The 20,334-nt window shown below is 65.4% G+C and carries 25 protein-coding genes; 11 read left to right on the forward strand and 14 right to left on the reverse strand.

Annotated elements, in window-relative coordinates; all coding sequences use genetic code 11:
- Window positions 1-626 (reverse strand): 50S ribosomal protein L11 methyltransferase (locus QMX79_RS08480; RefSeq protein WP_282246333.1); only part of this gene is annotated, 626 nt, incomplete at its 3' end.
- 172 nt (window positions 627-798) lie between these two features.
- On the opposite strand from QMX79_RS08480, the gene QMX79_RS08485 reads away from it, so the two are divergent.
- The 4 genes from QMX79_RS08485 (at window position 799) to QMX79_RS08500 (ending at window position 5,143) form a co-directional block, all read left to right on the forward strand.
- Complete coding sequence (locus QMX79_RS08485) at window positions 799-1,758, forward strand: hypothetical protein (protein WP_282246335.1); 960 nt, start codon at window positions 799-801, stop codon at window positions 1,756-1,758.
- The gene (locus tag QMX79_RS08490) at window positions 1,755-2,126 is read left to right on the forward strand and encodes a hypothetical protein (protein ID WP_282246336.1); all 372 of its coding nucleotides are present in this window, start codon (window positions 1,755-1,757) and stop codon (window positions 2,124-2,126) included. The genes QMX79_RS08485 and QMX79_RS08490 overlap by 4 nt, the downstream gene beginning before the upstream one ends.
- Window positions 2,126-2,848, forward strand: coding sequence for an alpha/beta hydrolase (locus QMX79_RS08495; protein ID WP_282246338.1), 723 nt, complete (start codon window positions 2,126-2,128; stop codon window positions 2,846-2,848). The genes QMX79_RS08490 and QMX79_RS08495 overlap by 1 nt, the downstream gene beginning before the upstream one ends.
- A 117-nt stretch (window positions 2,849-2,965) precedes the next feature.
- Window positions 2,966-5,143: a hypothetical protein gene (locus QMX79_RS08500; RefSeq protein WP_282246340.1), complete on the forward strand. Its 2,178-nt coding sequence runs from the start codon at window positions 2,966-2,968 to the stop codon at window positions 5,141-5,143.
- A gap of 63 nt (window positions 5,144-5,206) precedes the next feature.
- On the opposite strand, the gene accC is transcribed toward QMX79_RS08500, so the two are convergent.
- From accC to aroQ, 3 genes are all read right to left on the reverse strand, one after another.
- Window positions 5,207-6,574, reverse strand: a complete 1,368-nt coding sequence (gene accC / locus QMX79_RS08505; protein ID WP_282246342.1) for an acetyl-CoA carboxylase biotin carboxylase subunit — start codon at window positions 6,572-6,574, stop codon at window positions 5,207-5,209.
- A gap of 10 nt (window positions 6,575-6,584) precedes the next feature.
- Entirely contained in the window at window positions 6,585-7,073 is a 489-nt protein-coding gene (accB, locus tag QMX79_RS08510) for an acetyl-CoA carboxylase biotin carboxyl carrier protein (RefSeq protein WP_093534832.1), read from the reverse strand.
- A gap of 63 nt (window positions 7,074-7,136) precedes the next feature.
- A complete protein-coding gene (gene aroQ, locus QMX79_RS08515) occupies window positions 7,137-7,580 on the reverse strand; it encodes a type II 3-dehydroquinate dehydratase (protein ID WP_282246345.1) in 444 nt (147 codons plus the stop codon).
- Window positions 7,581-7,768: 188 nt separating this feature from the next.
- Here aroQ and QMX79_RS08520 point away from each other — a divergent pair, with 188 nt between their 5' ends.
- From QMX79_RS08520 to QMX79_RS08535, 4 genes are all read left to right on the forward strand, one after another.
- Window positions 7,769-8,230 carry a hypothetical protein gene (locus QMX79_RS08520; RefSeq protein WP_282246346.1) on the forward strand — a complete coding sequence of 154 codons (462 nt, stop codon included), beginning with the start codon at window positions 7,769-7,771 and terminating at the stop codon, window positions 8,228-8,230.
- Between the two features lie 152 nt (window positions 8,231-8,382).
- Entirely contained in the window at window positions 8,383-8,982 is a 600-nt protein-coding gene (locus tag QMX79_RS08525) for an NAD(P)H-dependent oxidoreductase (RefSeq protein WP_282246347.1), read from the forward strand.
- A gap of 13 nt (window positions 8,983-8,995) precedes the next feature.
- Window positions 8,996-9,589: a TetR/AcrR family transcriptional regulator gene (locus QMX79_RS08530; RefSeq protein WP_282246348.1), complete on the forward strand. Its 594-nt coding sequence runs from the start codon at window positions 8,996-8,998 to the stop codon at window positions 9,587-9,589.
- Between the two features lie 225 nt (window positions 9,590-9,814).
- The gene (locus tag QMX79_RS08535; protein ID WP_282246349.1) at window positions 9,815-10,990 is read left to right on the forward strand and encodes a hypothetical protein; all 1,176 of its coding nucleotides are present in this window, start codon (window positions 9,815-9,817) and stop codon (window positions 10,988-10,990) included.
- A 26-nt stretch (window positions 10,991-11,016) separates the two neighbouring features.
- Here QMX79_RS08535 and QMX79_RS08540 read toward each other — a convergent pair whose 3' ends face one another.
- From QMX79_RS08540 to QMX79_RS08565, 6 genes are all read right to left on the reverse strand, one after another.
- Entirely contained in the window at window positions 11,017-11,466 is a 450-nt protein-coding gene (locus tag QMX79_RS08540) for a nuclear transport factor 2 family protein (protein WP_282246350.1), read from the reverse strand.
- A 47-nt stretch (window positions 11,467-11,513) separates the two neighbouring features.
- Window positions 11,514-12,332: a type 1 glutamine amidotransferase domain-containing protein gene (locus QMX79_RS08545; RefSeq protein ID WP_282246351.1), complete on the reverse strand. Its 819-nt coding sequence runs from the start codon at window positions 12,330-12,332 to the stop codon at window positions 11,514-11,516.
- Between the two features lie 91 nt (window positions 12,333-12,423).
- Window positions 12,424-13,440 (reverse strand): helix-turn-helix domain-containing protein, encoded by a 1,017-nt coding sequence (locus QMX79_RS08550; RefSeq protein WP_282246352.1) that lies wholly within the window; start codon window positions 13,438-13,440, stop codon window positions 12,424-12,426.
- Between the two features lie 87 nt (window positions 13,441-13,527).
- Window positions 13,528-14,088 (reverse strand): hypothetical protein, encoded by a 561-nt coding sequence (locus QMX79_RS08555; protein WP_282246353.1) that lies wholly within the window; start codon window positions 14,086-14,088, stop codon window positions 13,528-13,530.
- Between the two features lie 163 nt (window positions 14,089-14,251).
- Complete coding sequence (gene arsB, locus QMX79_RS08560) at window positions 14,252-15,307, reverse strand: ACR3 family arsenite efflux transporter (protein ID WP_282246354.1); 1,056 nt, start codon at window positions 15,305-15,307, stop codon at window positions 14,252-14,254.
- A gap of 16 nt (window positions 15,308-15,323) precedes the next feature.
- Window positions 15,324-15,638: a metalloregulator ArsR/SmtB family transcription factor gene (locus QMX79_RS08565; RefSeq protein WP_282246355.1), complete on the reverse strand. Its 315-nt coding sequence runs from the start codon at window positions 15,636-15,638 to the stop codon at window positions 15,324-15,326.
- Window positions 15,639-15,676: 38 nt separating this feature from the next.
- Here QMX79_RS08565 and arsH point away from each other — a divergent pair, with 38 nt between their 5' ends.
- Both arsH and arsC read left to right on the forward strand, forming a co-directional pair.
- On the forward strand, window positions 15,677-16,414 hold the full coding sequence (gene arsH, locus QMX79_RS08570) for an arsenical resistance protein ArsH (RefSeq protein WP_282246356.1): 738 nt from the start codon (window positions 15,677-15,679) through the stop codon (window positions 16,412-16,414).
- A complete protein-coding gene (gene arsC / locus QMX79_RS08575; RefSeq protein WP_282246357.1) occupies window positions 16,411-16,815 on the forward strand; it encodes an arsenate reductase (glutaredoxin) in 405 nt (134 codons plus the stop codon). Before arsH ends, arsC begins: the two co-directional genes overlap by 4 nt.
- A 94-nt stretch (window positions 16,816-16,909) precedes the next feature.
- Here arsC and QMX79_RS08580 read toward each other — a convergent pair whose 3' ends face one another.
- From QMX79_RS08580 to QMX79_RS08590, 3 genes are all read right to left on the reverse strand, one after another.
- Window positions 16,910-17,590, reverse strand: a complete 681-nt coding sequence (locus QMX79_RS08580; protein ID WP_282246358.1) for a type 1 glutamine amidotransferase domain-containing protein — start codon at window positions 17,588-17,590, stop codon at window positions 16,910-16,912.
- Between the two features lie 101 nt (window positions 17,591-17,691).
- On the reverse strand, window positions 17,692-18,297 hold the full coding sequence (locus QMX79_RS08585; protein ID WP_282246359.1) for a TetR/AcrR family transcriptional regulator: 606 nt from the start codon (window positions 18,295-18,297) through the stop codon (window positions 17,692-17,694).
- A gap of 57 nt (window positions 18,298-18,354) precedes the next feature.
- A complete protein-coding gene (locus tag QMX79_RS08590) occupies window positions 18,355-18,738 on the reverse strand; it encodes a response regulator (protein WP_282246360.1) in 384 nt (127 codons plus the stop codon).
- A gap of 171 nt (window positions 18,739-18,909) precedes the next feature.
- On the opposite strand from QMX79_RS08590, the gene QMX79_RS08595 reads away from it, so the two are divergent.
- Window positions 18,910-20,052 (forward strand): DUF1254 domain-containing protein, encoded by a 1,143-nt coding sequence (locus tag QMX79_RS08595; RefSeq protein ID WP_282246361.1) that lies wholly within the window; start codon window positions 18,910-18,912, stop codon window positions 20,050-20,052.
- 9 nt (window positions 20,053-20,061) lie between these two features.
- Here QMX79_RS08595 and QMX79_RS08600 read toward each other — a convergent pair whose 3' ends face one another.
- Complete coding sequence (locus tag QMX79_RS08600; RefSeq protein WP_282246362.1) at window positions 20,062-20,328, reverse strand: hypothetical protein; 267 nt, start codon at window positions 20,326-20,328, stop codon at window positions 20,062-20,064.
- Window positions 20,329-20,334: the final 6 nt, after the last annotated feature.

Raw genomic sequence — 20,334 nt, forward strand, 5'->3', positions numbered from 1 at the left:
GCGAGTACGGCCTGGGGGTGGTTGCCCACCCCCCCGGCCTGGGCCGCGCCAAGCTGGCGCGCGGCCAGCGCCAGGATGCCCGAGCCACAGCCGAAATCCAGCACGGTCTGACCGGCCAGCGCGCCTTCGGTGGCCAGCCCATCCAGCCAGCGCAGGCACAGCGCGGTGGTCGGGTGGGTACCCGAACCAAACGCCAGGCCCGGGTCCAGCCGCACCACGGCGGCATCGGCGGCCTGGGCGGCCTCGGGCAATTCGTGGTTCCACGGCACGATCCATGTGCGGTCGCCGAACGCCATCGGCTGGAACTGGTCCAGCCAGGCGCGTTCCCAATCCTCGTCCTGCACCGCGCGGAAGCTCGCAGTGCTCCATTCCAGGCCCGGGTCGAACGCCTCCAGTGCGGCCAGCAGCGCCAGCGCATTGGTATCGGCGGGGAACAGGGCGCTCAGCACCAGGTCGTTCCACAACGGGGTTTCGCCCACGCCCGGTTCCAGGATGGCGCGCTCGTTGCTCGTATCGGCATCGGCGTCGAGCAGGGTCACCGCCAGCGCGCCCACGTCGTCCAGCGCATTTTCATAGCGCGGCTGGGTGGCTTCGGTGCAGTGGAGGGTGAGTTCCAGGAACGGCATGGGCGGTAAGGACCTGCGGAAAACGGTGAATGCTAGACGATTGCGGGCGGTCACGGCGGCGACCGTCTCATAAGTCGGTGAGAAGCGACGAGGTGGCGCGTTAAGACAACAGGTTACGCCATTGCTAAACTCCGCATCCTGCTGCCTGACTCTATCGAACCGGTTCCGCTGAATGGCCCTCGCGCCCACGCTCAAAACCTGGCTGCTGGTGGTACCGGCCCTGGCATTGCTGGGGGTGGTGGGCTACCGCGCGGGCGGTCGTGCGCTGCAGGCCGACCATGCACCGGCGGCAGTGAGTGAACTGCAGGTCGGGGCGGGTTCGGCCGCGCCGCTGCAGGCACAGCAGCTGGCCCGCCGGTTGCTGGCCAGTGAGCGCAGCACCGCAGTGCCGTCGGGTCTGCCGCTGGACATCCGCGCCGATATCGAAGGCGACACCGACCTGTTCGCCTATGCCCAGCGCCTGCGCCTGCAGGCCGCCAATGGCAATGCCGAAGCGGGCTGGATGGTCAGCCGGGTGTACGACTACTGCGCCATCTACGCGATGGACCCGGGTGGTTACCAGCTCGACAACAACGTGCTCACCGGGCTGGGCATGAACGCATCTTCGCCGATGGTGCAGGCGCGCGAGCGCGTGGCGCGGCGCTGCGCCGGTTTCGTTTCCAGCGACGGCCTGGGCCGTTCGTTGATTGTTTCCCAGCGGGTGCTGGCCGCACGCGCCGGCAACCTGGCCGCCGAAGCGGCGCTGTTCGCCGACGGCCAGCCGCTCAAGGACAGCCCCGAATATCGCCGCGACCTGGTGGAGCGGGTGATGGACTCGCGCGATCCCGAGGCGTACATGGCCATTTCCACCGCCATGGGCCAGCGCGCCAGCGGGGATGGCGCGCTGCAGGGCCTGGTGGCAGGCGATCAGTTCAGCGAACTGGCCTGGCGCCTGGCCGCGTGCGAGCTGGGCATGGCCTGCGGGCCGGACAGTGTGTTGATGAACAATTTCTGCGCGAACGGAGGGATCTGTTCGCAGGACGGTGGGCAGGACTTCGCCACTTTCGTGTATGACGCTGCGGTTTCGCGGCAAGGTGCGGGGAAAATGAAAACGTTGGTTGAGCAGTTGATCAAGCGGAGCAAGCGGTCATGAATTATCGTCGATTCGTGCATGGCGCCAAATTCTGGTTCTGGGTGGCGTTGTTCGTGGCGTACTCGGCCGGTGCCGTTGGCCTGGTGATGATCGACACCTACGATGACCGCTATCGGAAGTTGTCGAAGGTGACCCTGACCTCGGTGAAGGCGCAGGAAGACGTGCGCCGCGCCGGTGCCAGCCAGGTGGCCGCGGTGTACCGCGCGCAGAGCGGCATGCCGTTCGCCTCGCTGCCGGCGGGCAGCACCTTCCAGGTGGTCTGGCCGGACGGCTCGACCGAAACCATGGTGATCGTCGACCCGACCTCGTCGCTGGGCGTGGCGCCGGTCAAGGACACCCAGATCACGGCAGCCGACACCCGCCGTTGATGCAGGCGCCTGGCACCCTGGCGCCGGGCCTGCCGCATCTGGTGATCCTGCCGGGGCTGGATGCCACCGGTACGCAGCACGCGGCGTTCTGCGCCGCCCTGCACGCACAGGGCATCGCCACCACCGTCATTGCCTATCCGGTCGACCGCGCGCTCGATTACGCCGCGCTCGACGCGTTCGTGCGGCAGGCGCTGCCCACCACCCACCCTTATGTGCTGCTGGGTGAGTCGTTCTCCGGCCCGTTGGCGCTGGCCATCGCCGCGCAACCGCCGCCGCCGCTGAGGGGCTTGATTCTCTCCACCACCTTCGCGCGTTCGCCGTGGCGCTCACTGCGCGCGGTGCAGTCACTGCTGTACCGCGCACCGGTGCGGCTGCTGCCGATGCCGGCGCTGTCCTGGTGGCTGTTGGGGCGCTGGAGCACGCCCGCGCTGCGCAATGCGCTGGCGTCGGCCTTGGCGAAGGTGGACGACACCGTGCTGCGCACGCGCGCGGTGGCCGCCATCGGGGTGGATCGCAGCATGCATGCCGCGCGGCTCGGCGTGCCGACCATGTGCCTGCACGCGCGCCACGACCGGCTGCTGCCGGTCTACTGCCAGCGGCACCTTTCCCGCGTTCTGGCAGCCCCGGTCGTGCGCTGGATGGAGGGTCCGCACCTGTTGCTGCAGGCGCGTCCGCAGGCTGCTGCCGATGAAGTCAGCCGGTTCCTGAAGACGCTGGCCTGAGTTGCGCTTCATCGATCGATTGCGTCTATCGCAGACGCGATCCCGGTAGGGAACTTCGCTTGGACAGGACGGCGCGGCTTCGATCTCATCGGGCTCGCCATTCTCACTGGGTCCCCCATGCCAACCACCGCAGCCGACCATCGGCATGCCGCCGGTCGCTTCCACGCCCGCGCCCCCTTCAGTGCACCTGTGCCTCGTCCGCTGGATGCCACCACCATTCGCCGGGTGGAGACGCCGATGCAGGCACTTGCGGCGCTGCTGAGCGTGACCAACGCGGCCTCCGTGCCGATTACGACTGTTCGGCCGCAGGCGATCCATGCTGTGGCGTCAACGCCGGTCGGCTGTAATCCGGTGCCCGTGTCACCGGGCCTGGCCGGCATGATGCGGGACGTTGCCGGGCTGCTGCGCAGTCCGATGACTGAACTGGTGACCGATGCACGCGTTGTCTGGGAGCGACACGAGGGTGTGCACTGTGCGCCCCCTTTGAGCGCAGGAATGCGCGCGCTGCTTCAGGTGGGTGATGCGCTGGTCAGCATTGCCGAAGCTGCGGTACTTGGCGGGCGCAGTGTGCTGGGCATGCAGGAGGCCGCCGTCGTGCTCGATGCAGGCGCGGATGTGCTCGAACACCGCCCACCCGGCCGTACCGAACTGACCAATGCGGTGATGGCGCTGGGGGGCATGCATGGGCTTGAACCCGGCGCACCCGCAGGACCGGAAGTCGACGAGGCGCTGCCTGCCATTGCCGCATCGCGGGGCTCTGGCGAGAGTGACACCCTGCCAGCACTGCCACGGCGGCCGGGCATGACGATCCGACAGACCACTGCCGAACTGCATCACGGTCGCATCCAGGTGCGGTTTGAGGGTGCCGAACGGGACCTCACCATCAGTGAGGGCCGGCTCCAGGTGCTCACTGATCGTGGCAGCGTCGACGTGGTATTCGATACCGGAGATTGGCAATGGAAGCGCGCACCGGCCACACGGCCGGAAACGTCCGGGGCGAGCCGCCCTGACAGCTCCATTGCGATGTTCGATCACGTGGCCGAGCAGGTGCACCAGCAGGCGCCGATGGAACATGCCCGGCTGCGCCTGGACCTGCTTGGACCCGACGGCATCCTGTACTACAACGATCCAGCGGCGGCGCTTGCAGGCAACGCCGTGTGCGTGGATGGGCGCTACTACGCCGCCACGCTGACCGAGGGACTGGGCCTGCGCATCGGTGCAGTCGAACTGGTCAAGCGCGACGGCGTCTACCAACTGCGCGAGCAGGCCCCCCGACCTGTCCGCACGCTGCGCTGTCGCCGGGCGCCGGGTGAGGCGTGCTCCGCGCTGCCGCCGGAGTTCTCGCGGGAACTTTCCCGCCAGCTGGAAGCCCATCACGGGCAGGCGCTGGGCGAGCACCAGGCGCGCCGACGGGGGATCGCACCCGACGTGAGCCGGCCGGGCTGGTACATGAGCCGCCAGGGCAACCGCCTGCGCCACTACCTGCGCTTCAACGACCGCTATTTCCGCGTACGTCTGCGCAAAGTGGACGAGCACACCCAGCGCATTTCGGTGTACCTGCCGCGCGGGGCCGGTGCCGGCCGCCTGCATCACCGGAACCAGCCGGCGCACCGCATTGCCGACATCCGCCAGGCGATTCCCGCACAGGAGCACCGCTTCATGACCCAGGCCGAGTTCAACGTGGAATACCGCGGCATGCCCAGCCTGGAAGCGGCGCAGGTGTATGAAAGTGCGGTGGCGCAGAACGCGCGGCTGCGGTTGAGCCAGCTGCAGCGCGCCGCCCTCCGCAGTTACCTCACCTGGCGGCGCCGCTCCATGGACGATTTCCTGCAATACGGCAGCCTGCAGCCGGTGTTCCGCGATTCGGAGCAGGCGGTGGCGCGCATCAACCGCGCCCTGGCGCGCATTCCGCCGCATGCCGGCCGGGTGTACACCGCGTTGGCGCTGGATGCCGCGCAGTTTGCCGGCCTGCAGGAAGGGCAGACGCTGTACAGCCGCACGTTCCTGGTGGCCAGCGGCGACCGCGGGCGTGCCGTGCATGCCGCCGCTGCAGCCAGCAGCAACAGCGTGCAGGGGGCCACTACGCTGGTGACCCTCGCCATGCGCCAGCATGCCCATCCCACCGGGCTGCTCTCGCTGCAGGACGAAGCGCAGGTGATGATCGGCAACAACGTTCTTTTCAAGGTCGTCGGCAAGACACCCGGTGAGCTGCACCTGGAGGAACTGGGCGCGGCACGGCAGGCCATGGGGACCCTCGGCGCCCAAACCCTGCTGGCCATCCCCTTGCGAGATTGAAAAACGCGGAAAGCAGAAAGGCGGGCAATGCCCGCCTTTCCGTTCAACCCACCACCAGCAGGATCAGGTCAATGCAATCGACTTGTTCTTGCGCTCGGCCAGGCGCTTCTCCAGGTAGTGGATGTTCTGCCCACCGGCCTGGAAGCCCTTGTCACGCATGATCCGCTGCTGCAGCGCCACGTTGGTCTTGATCCCGTCCACCACCATTTCGCTCAGCGCCACGCGCATGCGCGCGATGGCGGTTTCACGATCCGGCCCGTGCACGATCAGCTTGCCGATCATCGAGTCGTAGTTCGACGGCACACGGTAGCCGGCGTAGATGTGCGTATCCACGCGTACACCCGGACCACCCGGGGGGTGGAACGCGGTGATCTGGCCCGGGCTCGGCACGAAGGTTTCGGCATCTTCGGCATTGATGCGGCATTCGATCGCATGGCCGGTGAGCACCACATCGCTCTGCTTGATGCTGAGCTTGTGGCCGGCGGCGATCTTCAGCTGCTCCACCACCAGGTCGATACCGGTCACCATTTCGGTTACCGGGTGCTCCACCTGGATGCGGGTGTTCATTTCGATGAAGTAGAAGCGGCCGTCTTCGTAGAGGAACTCGAAGGTGCCCGCGCCGCGGTAACCGATGCGCACGCACGCTTCGGTGCAGACCTTGCCGATCTCTTCGCGCTGTTCGGCGCTGATGCCCGGTGCCGGCGCTTCTTCCACCACCTTCTGGTGGCGGCGCTGCATGGAGCAGTCGCGTTCACCCAGGTGGATGGCGTTGCCCTGGCCATCGGCCAGCACCTGTATTTCCACGTGGCGCGGATTCTCCAGGAACTTCTCCATGTAGACCTCGCCATTGCCGAACGCGGCCTTGGCCTCGCTCTTGGTGGTTTCAATGGAGGTCTTCAGCGAGGCCTCGGCATGCACCACGCGCATGCCGCGCCCGCCGCCGCCACCGGCCGCCTTGATGATGACCGGGTAGCCGATCTCACGGGCGATCTTGGTGTTGGCCACGATGTCTTCGCCCAGCGGGCCGCCCGAACCCGGCACGCACGGCACGCCGGCGGCCTTCATTGCGCGGATCGCTTCGACCTTGTCACCCATCATGCGGATGGTGTCGGCCTTGGGGCCGATGAAGATGAAGCCGGATTCTTCCACGCGCTCGGCGAAGTCGGCGTTCTCCGACAGGAAGCCGTAACCCGGGTGGATGGCCTGGGCATCGGTGACTTCCGCCGCGGCGATCAGTGCTGGAATGTTGAGGTAGCTCTGCGGCGACGGCGCCGGACCAATGCAGACCGACTCGTCGGCCATGGCCACGTGCTTGAGGTTGCGGTCGACCGTGGAATGCACGGCCACCGTGCGGATGCCCAGGGTATGGCACGCGCGCAGGATGCGCAGCGCGATCTCCCCTCGGTTGGCAATAACGACTTTGTCGAGCATGGACGGATCCTTAGCCGATCACGAACAGCGGCTGGTCAAATTCGACCGGAAGGCCGTTTTCAGCCAGGATGGCCACGATGGTGCCGGAAGCATCGGCTTCGATCGGGTTGAACATCTTCATCGCTTCGATGATCGCCAGCGTTTCGCCAGCCTTGACCTGCTGGCCGATGGTGACGAAGGCCGGCTTGTCCGGTGCGGACGAGGTGTAGAACGTGCCGACCATCGGCGAGCGCAGCACGTGGCCGTCCGGCAGCGCCGGGCCCGGCTTGGCGGTACCGCCGGTGGAGGCTTCGGTCGGCGACTGCATCGGCATCGCCTGGGCGGCCGGCTGCGCCGGGGCCGGGGCCATCATCATCTGCGGCTGGGCCTGCACCATGCCGTAGCCCGACACCGGGGCGCGCGACAGGCGGACGGATTCTTCGCCTTCCTTGATTTCGATTTCGGCGAGGTTCGACTCTTCCAACAGGTCGATCAGCTTCTTGATTTTGCGGAGATCCATAGGGGCCTCTGGTGTTTGATGTCAGTGTGGTGGGAAGCGCGGAGCGCTCGGGTCAATGAGGTGTCAGGCGGCGGCCAGCCGCACCAGCGCCGCGTCCATCGCGTAGCGGTAGCTGTCGGCGCCAAAGCCGCAGATCACGCCAACCGCCTTGTCGCTGAAGTAGCTGTGCTGGCGGAACGGTTCGCGGGCGTGCGGGTTGGACAGGTGGATCTCGATGAACGGCACATCCACCGCCGCCAGCGCATCGCGCAGGGCGACCGAGGTGTGGGTGAACGCGGCCGGATTGATCAGGATGAAGGTGGTACCGTCGGTACGGGCAGCCTGTACCCGGTCCACCAGCACGTGCTCGGCGTTGGACTGCAGGCTTTCCACCACGTGCCCGGCGCCCTGCGCCTGGGCCAGCAGGGCCTGGTCGATCTGCGCCAGCGTGGTGTGCCCATACACGCCCGGCTCGCGCGTACCGAGCAGGTTGAGGTTGGGGCCATGCAGGACCAGCAGTTTCGCCATGGGTGCCGAGGAATAGGAAAGGGCGGAGTCTGGCGGAACCGGTGGATCGTGTCCAGTTCGGCGAAGTTACGTGCGTTTCAATCGTTTGTTTGAATTTGCGGCACACCGCTTGGCGCGCAGGGGATGTCGCATCTCGACCGCCGCTGAACCGTGCGCTATGGTCGGCTGAAACCCGAGGAGAGCCACCCATGCAACGGAGTGCAGTGCTGGTGTTGTGCCTGATGGCTGCCGGTGCAGCCCACGCCCGCCCGCCGGAGCCGGTGGAGCTGCTCAAGTCGGTGCCGCCCACCTGCGTGGCGGAGCGGTTCGGCCGGGTCACGGTGAAGCTGGGCAGCAAGGAGCCCAACCAGCGTACCGGCATGAACCCCTCGCCGGTGAGCTACAGGAAGGCCTTCGCAAAGCTGCAGAAGGAAGCCGGCGAGCTCGGCGGGCACGCAGTGGTGCTGCGCGGCCATGACGCCGATTTCTATTCCAAGAACGCCCGCGTCGCCCGCCTGCCGACGTTTCTCCAGCTGAGCGGGGACGTGGTGAACCTCAAACCGGACCTGGAAGGCTGCCGGATCGTCGCCCTGGATGCGGAGCAGTTCGCGCGGGATGCGTTGGAACGCGAGGGCGAGAAGGTGACGCTGCACAACACGACTGTCTACTGACGGTCGGTCCGCTGCAGCCCGCGCCAGGTCGCGCGGGCAAAGGCAGAATCGCGTCAAGCGACCAATGCAACTCCAGCGTTCCGCCCATGGCACTGGTGATCCGAAAGGCTGATGTTACCTTTGGTAGGTAACGTCTTTCGAGAGTCTTCCCCATGCACAGCGTGATCGTAGTAGCCCACCCCGAGCCCGGCTCGCTCACCCATGCGGTGTCCAACCGCATCGGCGATGCCATCCTCGCCGCCAGTAACGGCAACACCATCGAGGTCGCCGACCTGGCGGCGGAGGGCTTCGACCCCCGCTTCAACCCGGCCGACAATGCCTTGTTCCGCCAGACGGCAGCGCCGCCGGCCGACGTAGCCGCCGAGCACGCCCGCCTTGATCGGGCCGATGCGCTGGTGCTGGTCTATCCGTTGTACTGGTGGTCGTTCCCGGCGCTGCTCAAGGGCTGGATCGACCGGGTGTTCACCCAGGGCTGGGCGTATGCGGATGGTGCCGATGGCAAGGTGGCCAAGAAGCTGCAGCACCTGCAGGTGCATCTGGTCGGCCTGGGCGGCGCGGACGCCGGCATGATCGAGCGGCGCGGCTACGGTACCGCCATGAAGACCCAGATCGACATGGGCATTTTCGACTACTGCGGCGCGCGCGTGCAGTCATCCACGCTGATGCTTGAATCGGACAGCGGAACCGCACAGGCCCACCTGCATACCGCCGCCGGTATCGGTCGTACCATTGGGGCTTCTGCTGCTGCCTGACGTGTCCCCGCCGATGCCTGCCCGTCCCGAATCACCCCGCCGCCGCCTGCCGCGCGAGCAACGCGCCCGCCAGTTGCTGGATGTGGCGTGGGCGCTGGTGGGGGAGGAGGGCACCGACGCACTTTCGCTGGGGCGATTGGCCGAAGCGGCGGGCGTCACCAAGCCGGTGGCGTATGACCACTTCGTCACCCGCAACGGGCTGTTGGCCGCGCTTTACCAGGACTACGACCAACGCCAGACGGCAGTGTTTGAAGAGCGCATCGGCAAGGCGAAGGCGCAGTTGAGAGATCGTGCGCAGGCGATCGCCGGTGGCTACATCGACTGCGTTTTGTCGCAGGGAAGCGAGATCCAGGGAATTCTCGCGGCCCTGGCGGGTTCGCCGGAGTTGATGGAAGTGAAGCGCCGCTACCAGCAGGACTTCATTGCGAAGTGCGCGGAATGGCTGGGCGGATTTGCGACAAAGGGCGACGTACCAGACGCTGGTTACTGGGCGATTCTTGGAGCTGCGGAGTCGCTGTCGGAGGCGGTTGCTGCTGGATCGGTGGAGCAGACTGCAGCAGAGGGTGAGTTGGAGCGCTTGATCGGCACGGTGATCAAGCGCGGTTGATGGTGTCGGAGCAGGGCTCGGTCATGACGTGATTGGTCTTTTGACCGTTATTTCAAACGCAGCTGCATGCTTTCAGGTGCGGGAAATGAAGGTTCAGGAAAAACAACGTCTTAGGCGCTGTTTTGCAGTGGAGCGCCGCCTGCAGAAGCGCGCATGACCAGCGAATTACTACTCAATTACTTCGCTGCTTTGTAATTTACAAAGCCGCCTGATAATTGGTGTGTAATGACCGGCAAGTTGCGATTCGAGCGTCCCGAGCTTGCGGCGCAGATGGCCGCCTCCGTTTCGGGGCGCCATAAGTGGAACAGCGACGCGGATGGTCTGTTCCTTGCTGCGCCGCGTCGCACCGGCAAGTCGACATTCCTTAAAGGCGATCTGCGGCCGGCTCTGGAAGCCATGGGGGCCGAAGTGATCTACCTGGACTTCTGGATGAACCTGCAGCTTGACCCGGCGGAGATGCTGTACGCTGAAATCAGCCGCGCGCTGCTCGGCAATGCAGGCTTCGTTGCCCGGATGGCCGAGCGTGCCAAGCTGACCAAGGTGCAGATCGGAGCGGGGGGATCGTCGTTGGCATTCGATCCTGCCCAGATCGGAAAGACACCTGGCTCATCGCTCATGGCTGCGCTGCGCGAACTGGGCGAGGCGACCGGCAGGCCCATCGCGCTGATCCTCGATGAAGCGCAGCATCTAACCGTCAGCCCCCGTGGCGAGGATGTGCTGAAGGAATTGAAGGCCGCACGCGACACCCTCAACCAGCCCGATGACATCCGCCTCATGCTGGTCATGTCGGGTTCGGACCGGGACAAATTGAGCCGACTTACAAATTCCAAAGCGGCCGCCTTCTACGGATCAAAGGTGAAGCTGCTTCCCTTGCTCGACGGGTACTACGTTGGATGGCTCAGTGGGCTGCTCGCACAGAGCAACCCGAAATTGGGCTCACTCAACATCGGCGTGCTCAGCGATGCGTTCGACATCCTCGGCCGCAGACCCAAGGTGCTGGACGATGCCATCGGCGGCGCGCTCAACCCTGTGACACAGGGCGGGCTGACGTTCGAAGCGTCGGTGCTCGACCACGCCCAGGCGATAGTACGCGCCGAGCATGTGCGCTATGCCGACTGCTTCGCCGCCCGCACTTCGACGCAGAAGGCCGTGCTTACGGTACTCATGGAGAGCGGCGATGCCTTCAGCCCCTACGGTGCCACTACGCTCAAGGCGATCGGTGACCTGATTGGAAAAAAGACAACCACCACGTCTGTCCAAGGAGCTCTGGAGGCGTTGCGCAGGTTGGATCCTCCCATGGTCTGGAAATCCAACCGGGGCGAGTATGGGCTTGATGACCTTGGCATGGTCGACTGGTACCAACAGGCCAAGGCGCGAGGCGAGTGGCGCGGAATAGGTTGAAGGCGCCGTTTGGCGCCCTCAATGCCTTACGGTGCGGCCGGCTTGCTCTTGCCGCTCCACGATTTGCTGATGATCATCCACTTGCCGTCGATCTTCGCCAGCGCGAGGTAGTCGACCCCGTCCCAGCGCGGATAGTCGAGCATCACCTTCACCTGCGCGCCGGTTTCGGTCACGTCCAGGATCTCGTAGCGGCGATGGCGCTTGTCTTCGTCGTCGGCGGGTTTGCCCGGGAAGCCCTTGGCCCACTCCTCCGCGCTTATCTGGGACAGGGCCTTGGTGACGGGCGAATAGCCCACCACCACGCCGTCCTTGTTCAGCACCTGCAGGATCAGCGCTGGGTCGCCGGCTTCGAAGCCGCGCATCATGGTCTGCATGACCTGGTCGACCGCCTCACGGTCTGAGGTCTGCGCCATCACGGCGGTGGGACTCAGGACGAGGGCGGCGGACAGGCAGAGGGATCGGAGCATGGTGTTCATGGATTTCCTGGGTGTTGTTGGTGTAGTTGGGCAGTCGCACTCGGCGATCAGTTGGTTGCCGCGACCGGCCTGTTCGGCTGTGCGGCCAGCGTGCGCAGGACCTCGACCACGGCTTCGGCCACGGGCTTCGCGGAGGCGTAGTTCTGGCCCGTGACCACGCGGCCGTCGGTCTGGATGTAGGGCGCCTCGCTGTCGATGGCACTGAACAGACCGCCGCGCGCTTTGATGGTCTGGCCCATCAGGAACGGGAACTGCTGGAAGTAGGCTGCGTCCTGCTGCTCGTGCTGTTCCGGGAACCCGGTGACGCGCTTGCCGGCCAGCAGGTTCTGGCCGCCGGCCAGGGTGAGGTTCACGATGCCGGCGGTGCCGTGGCAGACTGCCGACACCACCCCGCCGTTGCGCTCATACACGTGCAGGGCGATGCGCTGCAGGGCGGCGTTCTCCGGCACGCCGTACATGGCATTGCTGCCACCGACGTAGTACACGGCACGGTAGCGGGCGGGATCGATCTGGGCCGGGGTGGCGGTGTTGCGCAGGCCGGTCATGATGCGCGCGTCCTCCAGGCGCGCTTCCACCTCGTCGCCGACGTAGGCGTCCAGGATCGGCACGTCGCCGCCGTCGGGCGAGACGAAGTCCACGGCATAGCCGGCGGCATGGAACGTATCCCAGGCATGCACGACCTCGCCGAAGCTGACGCTGGCGGGCAGGGTGGAGGTCCCGTGGACCTTGCTGCTGGACACGATGAACAGGACGCGCTGTTGATCGGCGCCGCGCGGTTCGGCGGCCGCGTCGGCCAGGCAGACCCCGCCGGTGAGGTTGCAGATGAGCAGGAGCAGCAGGGAAAGCAGGTAGCGGGAAGTGGGCATGAGCGGTGGCTCGCAGGGAGGAGCCGCTACGCTAGCCAACCGCTTTCAGATCAATATCCTGCGAGCACTTCCCGGAGTGCTGGAATCGATTCTAGGAGACGGTTGCCGCAGCCCGGAACGCTGCCGGGGTAATGCCCTCGTGCTTCTTGAAGGCGCTGTGGAAGGTGGACATCGACTGGAAGCCGGCCTGTTCGGCGACCAGCTCCAGCGGCTTGGCAGGCAGCTGGCGCAGCAGTGCCTTGGCTTCAAGCACCCGCAGCTGTGCCAGGTACTGCTTGAACGAGGTCTGGTTGTTGTCGTTGAGCAGCTGCGACAGCCGGGTCTGGGGCATGCCCAGCCGGCGGGCCAGCCGGGGCAGGGTCAGGCTGGGGTCCAGGTGCAGCCGCTCCTTCTCCATCAGCGCGGCCAGGGCCTGCAGCTGGGTCGCCGCCTCCGGCGCGGCAATGCGGCGGTCCTGGTAGGGCTCCACCGTGGCCTGGCCGGTGCGCTGGCGCAGGTACACCACCACGCTGAGCGCCAGCACGAAGGTGAAGGACAGCGCACCCACGATGTAAGAGGTGTAGCCGGCGGTGTAGTAGGCGACCCAGATGATCCATACCCCGACCAGCGCACCCAGCAGCAGAGGCCCGGTGGGAGCGCCCGCCAGCCGGGTGCGATGGCGGTACAGCTGGACCGTGGTCAACAGCAGGTAGCCCAGCCAGGCGTAGTTGATGCCGGGGGTGAGCACATGCCGCCACAGCGCCGGATGGCCGGTGTAGGGCACGAACAGGTTCACCCCGACTGCGAGCACCAGCAGTGCGGTGACATGCCAGCGGTCAAGACGATCAACTCCTGGTACATCGCGCTGACATGCGCGGACCAGGAAGAACAGGCACGGGCCGATGAAGAAGCAGGCGGTCAGGCCGAACTGCAGCACGATGCGCGGAATATCCGGCCAGAAATAGAACGCCACCGATTTGCCGGTGCGCACGCCCACCGCCAGGATCAGCAGCGAGAGCCAGCGCATCGGCGCCTCGCCCCGCGCCCGCCACCACAGGAACGATGCCAGCCCGATGCCATTGAAGGCACCGAGCATGGCAAAGAAGAACAACAGGTGCTGGCTCAGCATGGTCGATCCATCGAATCACTCGGCAGCGCGGAGGCCATTCTGGCATCCGGCCTGCGGCAATTGCACCCATGCGCGGGCCAGACCCGCTCAGGCCGCCCAGGCGGTGGCCAGGCCCAGCGCCCGCCGCTCGATGCTGGCGGCAAACAGCGGCGTTTCGCGGCCGTTGTGGTCGCCGCCATCGCGCTGGCGTGCTTCGGCCGCTTGCTCGAACGGCGTGCCGTGCTCGGCGATGAAATCCAGGAACGCCTGGGTGGGGTGCGCGACCACGCTGTTGGTGTACTCGCAGGTGTTCTCGTCGATCTTCTTCACGCTCAGCGTCCAGATCACCTGCACGCGGGTGCGGCCGTTGGGCGTGAACGCATCGGAGGTGGACACCATGCGGCACAGGCTGGGCGTGGCGATCTCGGCCACGTAGTGCTGCACCATCAGGGTCTTGCCGATCATCTCGACGTTGATCGACATGCGCCGGCCATCATCGGTGGTGGTGCTGCCGGCGGAGATGTGGTCGGGCGGGCAGCAGCGCTGGTACTCGGCTTCGGGCAGGTTGAACAGCCAGTCGGCGATGTCCACCTGTTCGATGGGCGCGTTGATGACGGCGCTGTAGGCAGAGGAGGAAAGCTGGCGGTCGGTGATGATGATGTCGGACATGGTGGCGTTCCTGTGGGAAGGGGCTGCAACGGGTGCAGCTCCACTATCCACGCGGGCGTACCGGACCACAGCTATCTCCGGGTATGCGCCCGACCGTCCACCGGTTCGATGGCGTCATACGGACGTATGAGGCCCGGGAATACATCGGTGATGTGCGAGAACATCAGGTCGCCGCGCCCGTCGCGAAGTATCGGCTGCCAAGACGGAGCGCCACCTGCACCAGCAGCACCAGCACCGGCACTTCCACCAGTGGTCCAATCACGGCGGCGAAGGCCACCGGCGAGGCCAGCCCGAACGCGGCGATGGCCACCGCAATGGCGAGTTCGAAATTATTGCCGGCAGCAGTGAAGGCGATCGCGGTCGTTCTTGGGTAATCCCTGGCAATGAGCCTGCCCATGAAGAAGCTGATGACGAACTGGATGATGAAGTACAGCGTGAGCGGGATGGCGATGCGTATCGCATCCAGCGGCAGGCGCAGCACGTCGCCGCCCTTCAGGCTGAACATCGCCACGATGGTCAGCAGCAGCGCCACCAGGGTGATCGGGCTGATCGCGGGCAGGAAGCGCTGCTCATACCACTGTGTGCCCTTGGCCGCTTTCAGCCAGCGCCGCGTGAGATAGCCTGCCAGGAACGGAATGCCCAGGTAGATAAGCACCGCCTCGGCAATGGTCCACATGCTCACGTCGATGACACTGCCCTGCAGGCCAAACAGCGGTGGCAGCCAGGACAGGAAGAACCAGGCGTACACGCTGAACAGCGCGATCTGGAAGATCGAGTTGAAGGCCACCAGCCCGGCCACGTACTGGCTGTCGCCCCGGGCCAACTGGTTCCACACCAGCACCATGGCGATGCAGCGCGCCAACCCGATCAGGATCAGGCCGGTCATGTACTCGGGGGAATCGCGCAGGAACAGTACGGCCAGGCCGAACATCAGGAACGGCCCCACGATCCAATTCTGCACCAGCGACAGTGCCAGCACGCGTTTGTCGGCAAACACCTCTGGCAGCGCTTCGTACTTCACCTTGGCCAGCGGCGGGTACATCATCAGGATCAGGCCGAAGGCAATCGGAACGTTGGTCGTGCCTATCGACAGGCTGTTGAGCGCAGAAGGGATGCCATCGAACAGCGCCCCCAGGCACACGCCGATCGCCATCGCGGCGAATATCCACAGCGTGAGATAGCGATCAAGGAAAGACAGGCGGACCGGTTCGTTGGCCATGTTCGACGCAGGCCGTTCAGCAGCAGCCGGGCCGATCAACGGGCTGATCGTCGGCGCAGCAGTTTTCGGTGAGGTAGGCGACCAGCGCGCCCATCGCCTGGAAGTTGGCCCGGTAGCAGATGGCCCGGCCACGTTGCTCTGCGGTGACCAGTTTGGCTGCCGACAGTGCCTTCAAATGGAAGGACAGGGTGGCGCCAGGCAGGTTCAACGCCTGTGCGATATCACCGGCCAGCTTGCCGTTGCTGCCGGCCTGCACCAGCAGGCGGAAAATGGAGAGGCGGGTGGCATGGCTCAGGGCCGCCAAGGCAGTGGTTGCGCGCTTATGTTCCATAATTCTAGAATAATGGAAATATCGAAGCAGGACAAGGCGTGGAAAACTTCCCCAATCTGGTCCCGGGTGCGTTGGACATTCCTTCGGTCGCCGCGCTTGAAGCGGGAACCGCGCCGCCGCATCGCCCGCGCATCCTCATCCTGTATGGGTCGCTGCGGCCGCAATCGTTCAGCCGCAAGCTGGCGCTGGAGGCGCAGCGGTTGCTGGAACATCTCGGTGCAGACACACGGCTGTTTGATCCGCACGAACTGCCGATGCTTGATGCCGTTCCGGCCACCCATCCCAAAGTGCAGGAACTGCGCCAGGCATCGCTGTGGTCCGAGGGCCATGTATGGATCAGTCCGGAACGGCACGGAACGCTGACGGCGGTGTTCAAGAACCAGATCGACTGGCTGCCGCTGGAAGAGGGCAGCGTGCGCCCCACCCAGGGGCGAACGCTCGCCGTAATGCAGGTCTGCGGTGGTTCGCAGTCATTCAACGTGGTCAATGCGCTGCGCGTACTGGGCCGCTGGATGCGCATGGTGACCATTCCCAACCAGTCTTCAGTGGCCAAGGCGTGGCAGGAATTCGACGAGGACGGACGAATGAAGCCGTCGGCCTATTACGACCGCGTTGTGGATGTGATGGAAGAGCTGGTCAAATTCACCCTGCTGGTACGCGGCCGCAGTGACTACCTGGTGGATCGCTACAGCGAGCGCAAGGGCGCCGCCGAGGCGGCCGCGCTGGCGGCCGCGGCCGGCGTCGTTGAATCCGTTTTGAATGAGGAAAGTGCATGAACGCTGTCATCTATCACAACCCCAGGTGCGGGACCTCGCGCAACACGCTGGCGTTGATCCGGCATGCCGGGATCGAGCCGGAGGTGATCGAGTATCTACTCACGCTGCCGACCCGCGAACGCCTGGTCGAGCTCATCGCCGCGGCCGGTTTGAGCGTGCGCGGCGCCATCCGTTCCAAGGAGAAGCCGTATCTGGAACTGGGCCTGGATGATGCCTCGCTCAGCGACGATGCGCTGCTGGATGCGATGCTGGCGCACCCCATCCTGATCCAGCGGCCGTTGGTGCAGACCGAGCTCGGTACGCGCATGTGCCGGCCGTCGGAGGTCGTGCTGGAGATCCTGCCGCCGATCTCGACGCCGTTTACCAAGGAAGATGGCGAAATCGTGGGTGCAACGGGCTGACTGCTGGACGCGGGATGCGGCGAAGCGCTGCTTCGCCGCGTTTCATGCGTTACCGGGCGTTGAGAGGCTATCGCCGGTCGCTTGGGAGCCGACCCTACCGGGGCAGCTGCTGCAGAAGGGTTGTCGCGGTTTCGCCGGACGAAGCCGGATTCTGCCCGGTGATCAACAGGCCATCGCTGACCACGTACGAGCCCCAGTCCGGGCCTTTCGAGTAATCGCCGCCCAGCGCCTTGAGGGTGTCTTCGACCAGGAACGGCACCACGTCGGTGAGACCGACCCCGGCTTCTTCGCTGTTGGTGAAGCCGGTCACTTTCCTGCCTTCCACCAGCGGCTTGCCGTCAGCGGCCTTGACGTGGCGCAGCACGCCCGGTGCGTGGCAGACCAGCGCGACCGGCTTGTTGGCGGCAATGAACGACTCGATCAACGCGATGGAGTGGCGGTCCTCGGCGAGGTCCCACAGCGGGCCGTGGCCACCGGGGTAGAACACGGTATCGAAGTCGGCCTGCGAGACGCTGTCCAGCCGCACGGTGTTGGCCAGCTGCGCGGTGGCGGCGGCATCGGCCTCGAACCGGCGGGTCAGGTCCGTCTGGAAGTCCGGTTCATTGCTCTTGGGATCCAGCGGCGGCTGCCCGCCCTTCGGCGAGGCCAGGGTGATCTTCGCGCCGGCATCCTGGAAGGCGTAATAGGGCGCGGCCAGCTCTTCCAGCCAGAAGCCGGTCTTGCGGCCGGTGGAGCCGAGTTCATCGTGTGATGTCAGGACGATCAGTACATTCATTGGGGTGCTCCTGGGTAAGTGGAGGATTACAGTAGACCGGTCGTCTAGAAGGCCGGCGTGAAAAAAACCCCAAGGGGGCGTGAGGCATTCCCCGCTACGGGTCAGGCGGCGGGGCGGATCAGGGAGTGGGTGGTGCGCAATGCGTTGTCGAACGGCTGGCGCCTGCGGACGATCTTCACCATCAGGCTGGCGCCCAGCCACAGCTCGTAGAGACTCTGCGCCACGGCCTGCGGGGTGCCGGAGAACGACAGCGAGCCTTCCTGGACGCCTGCGTCCAGCACCTGCGCCAAGCGGCCGATGATGCCCGCGGTACCGCGCTGCAGCGTTGCCCGCATGCTCTGGGAAAGATCGGCCACTTCAGCGCCAAGCTTCACCGCCAGGCATTTGCCCTGGCAATCCTCGAAGGACTGGTTGTCCATCCATGCCTTGAAATAGGCATCCAGCTGCTGGGCGCGGCTCTTGCGGGGTTGGCTGAAGATGCGATCCATATCTGCCAGGTAGGCCGAGAAATAGTCTTCCAGCAACGCCTCGCCGAAGGCTTCCTTGGAACCAAAGTAGTGATAGAACGAACCTTTCGGCACGCCGGCAGCGGAGAGCACCTCATTGAGGCCTACCGCTGAGAAGCCCTTGCCGCCCATGATCCGCTGGCCGGTGGCCAGGATCTTGTCGCGGACATCGAGGGTGTCAGTGGCTGGGGGCGGGCTCATGGAACGCACTCTATACCCGATTAGACCGGTCGTCTAGTGCCTTGCGCGACGCGGGTTTTATGCGGCCTTGCCTGTCCTGATGGCCCGGTCCACGTGGGAAAGAAGCTGATCAATCTCGAAAGGCTTGGAAACGAAGGGGATGCCCTTGTGCGCGCTCGGAATGGCCTGCAGGTACACGGCCGATGCGAACAGGTATGGCGTACCCAGCCGCGCAAGCCGATCAGCCACCGGGAACACCGCGCCGTCGCGCAGTTCAACATCGAGGATGGCGGCATCGAAGGGCTGGTCAGCCAGGGCAAACAGCGCATCGGTGACCGAGTAGGCTGGGATCACGGTGTAGCCGGCGCCGCTCAGTACTTCGATGAACAAACGTGAGAGTTCGATTTCATCCTCGACCACCAGGATGAGCTTGCTTGTGGATGATGAAACGGGAGGGCTCATGGATGTGTGCAGACGGGGGATGACCTGATGGTCTGCTTCATCGTGTCAACACTGCGGAAAGCCTTGTAGTCGCCATCTTCATCAACTCCGGTCTCGGAACGCAGTAGAAGTACGGTTTTTGGTCAGACCGGCCATTGCTACGCTCCAACACCCGTGGTTGGAGATCCTGCCGTGAGCAACGCCATCCTGCGACACAACCGCCTTGCCCTGGCCGTGGTGGCCCTGGCGGTGACCGTGGCTTTATCCGCCTGCCGACGTGAGCCCGAAGCGGCTTCCCCCACCGTTGCGGAAACGCCTGCTCCTGCGCCTGCCCCGACCGCGCCGGCGCAAACCCCGGCGCGCGTGGCGACCGCGCCCGAGCCAGGAAGCGTGCCCGTCACCGCCGACAACTTCGTGCGCGCCGAATCCGACCGGTACTTTGCCTCCCTGGTGAAGGAAGGAGGCCTGGGCAAGATCTTCCACCACCGCGAACCGGCATCGATCGACAACCAGACCGTGGTGAGGTTGAACCGGGACACCCTGTACTCCAGCGCGGTGTTCGACCTGGATGCCGGACCGGTCACCATCACCCTCCCGGATGCCGGTGATCGCTTCATGTCCATGCAGGTCATCGACGAGGACCAGTACACCACCCAGGTGAACTACAAACCGGGCGCCTACACGCTCAGCCGTGGCAAGGACGGTACCCGCTATGTGGTCGTTGGCTTCCGCACGCTGGTGGATCCCAACAATCCTGAGGACGTGGCCAAGGTGCATGCCCTGCAGGATGCGATCAAGGTCCAACAGGCCGCGCCGGGCAGCTTCGAGGTTCCCAAGTGGGACACGGTGAGCCAGGACAAGGTGCGCGACGCACTGGTGACCTTGGGCTCAACGTTGCCGGATGCGCGCCGCATGTTCGGCACGCGCGAGACGGCAGACCCCGTCCGGCGCGTGATCGGTGCCGCGACGGCGTGGGGTGGCAACCCGGACAGCGAAGCGATCTACCTCAACGTGACGCCGACCAACAACGATGGAAAGACGGTGTACCGACTGCATGTCGCCGATGTCCCGGTGGATGGGTTCTGGTCGGTAAGCCTTTACAACGCCAAGGGCTACTACGACAAGAACGCGCAGAACGCCTATTCGCTCAACAACCTGACGGCAAAGAAGAATGCAGACGGCGCCGTGGACATCCAGTTCGGTGGCTGCGATGGCCAGGTGCCCACCTGCCTGCCCACTACACCCGGCTGGAACTACATGGTGCGGTTGTACCGGCCACGCGCCGAGATTCTCGACGGGCGCTGGTCCTTCCCGGAAGCGGTGCCGGTGCAGTAACCCGGCGGGTCAGCGCGGTGGCAGGTAGATTGCCAGCAGCACGCAGACCACCAGCAGGCCAACGGCTACCACCCGGTAGCCGTTGAGTGACAGCCGGCCGCCGAACAGCCGCACGTCAGCGCTGGCGAATTCGTGGCGGCAGTGGGGGCAGCGCACCCGCAGGGCGACATCGCGCCTGGAAAACGGCGAATGGAAGGGTTGGATGCCACCGCCGAGCAGGGCCTTGCGGCCCTCGAACTGCGTGGTGCAGCGGGGGCAGGTAGCAGTGGCGGACATGCGCGG

It is taken from the genome of Stenotrophomonas sp. PS02300 (assembly GCF_029959395.1).
Taxonomy (GTDB): domain Bacteria; phylum Pseudomonadota; class Gammaproteobacteria; order Xanthomonadales; family Xanthomonadaceae; genus Stenotrophomonas; species Stenotrophomonas maltophilia_AD.

Coding starts and splice junctions, on each gene's coding strand:
- QMX79_RS08485 (WP_282246335.1), top strand. CDS start 799: ATGGCCCTCGCGCCCACGCTCAAAACCTGGCTGCTGGTGGTACCGGCC.
- QMX79_RS08490 (WP_282246336.1), top strand. CDS start 1,755: ATGAATTATCGTCGATTCGTGCATGGCGCCAAATTCTGGTTCTGGGTG.
- QMX79_RS08495 (WP_282246338.1), top strand. CDS start 2,126: ATGCAGGCGCCTGGCACCCTGGCGCCGGGCCTGCCGCATCTGGTGATC.
- QMX79_RS08500 (WP_282246340.1), top strand. CDS start 2,966: ATGCCAACCACCGCAGCCGACCATCGGCATGCCGCCGGTCGCTTCCAC.
- accC (WP_282246342.1), bottom strand. CDS start 6,574: ATGCTCGACAAAGTCGTTATTGCCAACCGAGGGGAGATCGCGCTGCGC.
- accB (WP_093534832.1), bottom strand. CDS start 7,073: ATGGATCTCCGCAAAATCAAGAAGCTGATCGACCTGTTGGAAGAGTCG.
- aroQ (WP_282246345.1), bottom strand. CDS start 7,580: ATGGCGAAACTGCTGGTCCTGCATGGCCCCAACCTCAACCTGCTCGGT.
- QMX79_RS08520 (WP_282246346.1), top strand. CDS start 7,769: ATGCAACGGAGTGCAGTGCTGGTGTTGTGCCTGATGGCTGCCGGTGCA.
- QMX79_RS08525 (WP_282246347.1), top strand. CDS start 8,383: ATGCACAGCGTGATCGTAGTAGCCCACCCCGAGCCCGGCTCGCTCACC.
- QMX79_RS08530 (WP_282246348.1), top strand. CDS start 8,996: ATGCCTGCCCGTCCCGAATCACCCCGCCGCCGCCTGCCGCGCGAGCAA.
- QMX79_RS08535 (WP_282246349.1), top strand. CDS start 9,815: ATGACCGGCAAGTTGCGATTCGAGCGTCCCGAGCTTGCGGCGCAGATG.
- QMX79_RS08540 (WP_282246350.1), bottom strand. CDS start 11,466: ATGAACACCATGCTCCGATCCCTCTGCCTGTCCGCCGCCCTCGTCCTG.
- QMX79_RS08545 (WP_282246351.1), bottom strand. CDS start 12,332: ATGCCCACTTCCCGCTACCTGCTTTCCCTGCTGCTCCTGCTCATCTGC.
- QMX79_RS08550 (WP_282246352.1), bottom strand. CDS start 13,440: ATGCTGAGCCAGCACCTGTTGTTCTTCTTTGCCATGCTCGGTGCCTTC.
- QMX79_RS08555 (WP_282246353.1), bottom strand. CDS start 14,088: ATGTCCGACATCATCATCACCGACCGCCAGCTTTCCTCCTCTGCCTAC.
- arsB (WP_282246354.1), bottom strand. CDS start 15,307: ATGGCCAACGAACCGGTCCGCCTGTCTTTCCTTGATCGCTATCTCACG.
- QMX79_RS08565 (WP_282246355.1), bottom strand. CDS start 15,638: ATGGAACATAAGCGCGCAACCACTGCCTTGGCGGCCCTGAGCCATGCC.
- arsC (WP_282246357.1), top strand. CDS start 16,411: ATGAACGCTGTCATCTATCACAACCCCAGGTGCGGGACCTCGCGCAAC.
- QMX79_RS08580 (WP_282246358.1), bottom strand. CDS start 17,590: ATGAATGTACTGATCGTCCTGACATCACACGATGAACTCGGCTCCACC.
- QMX79_RS08585 (WP_282246359.1), bottom strand. CDS start 18,297: ATGAGCCCGCCCCCAGCCACTGACACCCTCGATGTCCGCGACAAGATC.
- QMX79_RS08590 (WP_282246360.1), bottom strand. CDS start 18,738: ATGAGCCCTCCCGTTTCATCATCCACAAGCAAGCTCATCCTGGTGGTC.
- QMX79_RS08600 (WP_282246362.1), bottom strand. CDS start 20,328: ATGTCCGCCACTGCTACCTGCCCCCGCTGCACCACGCAGTTCGAGGGC.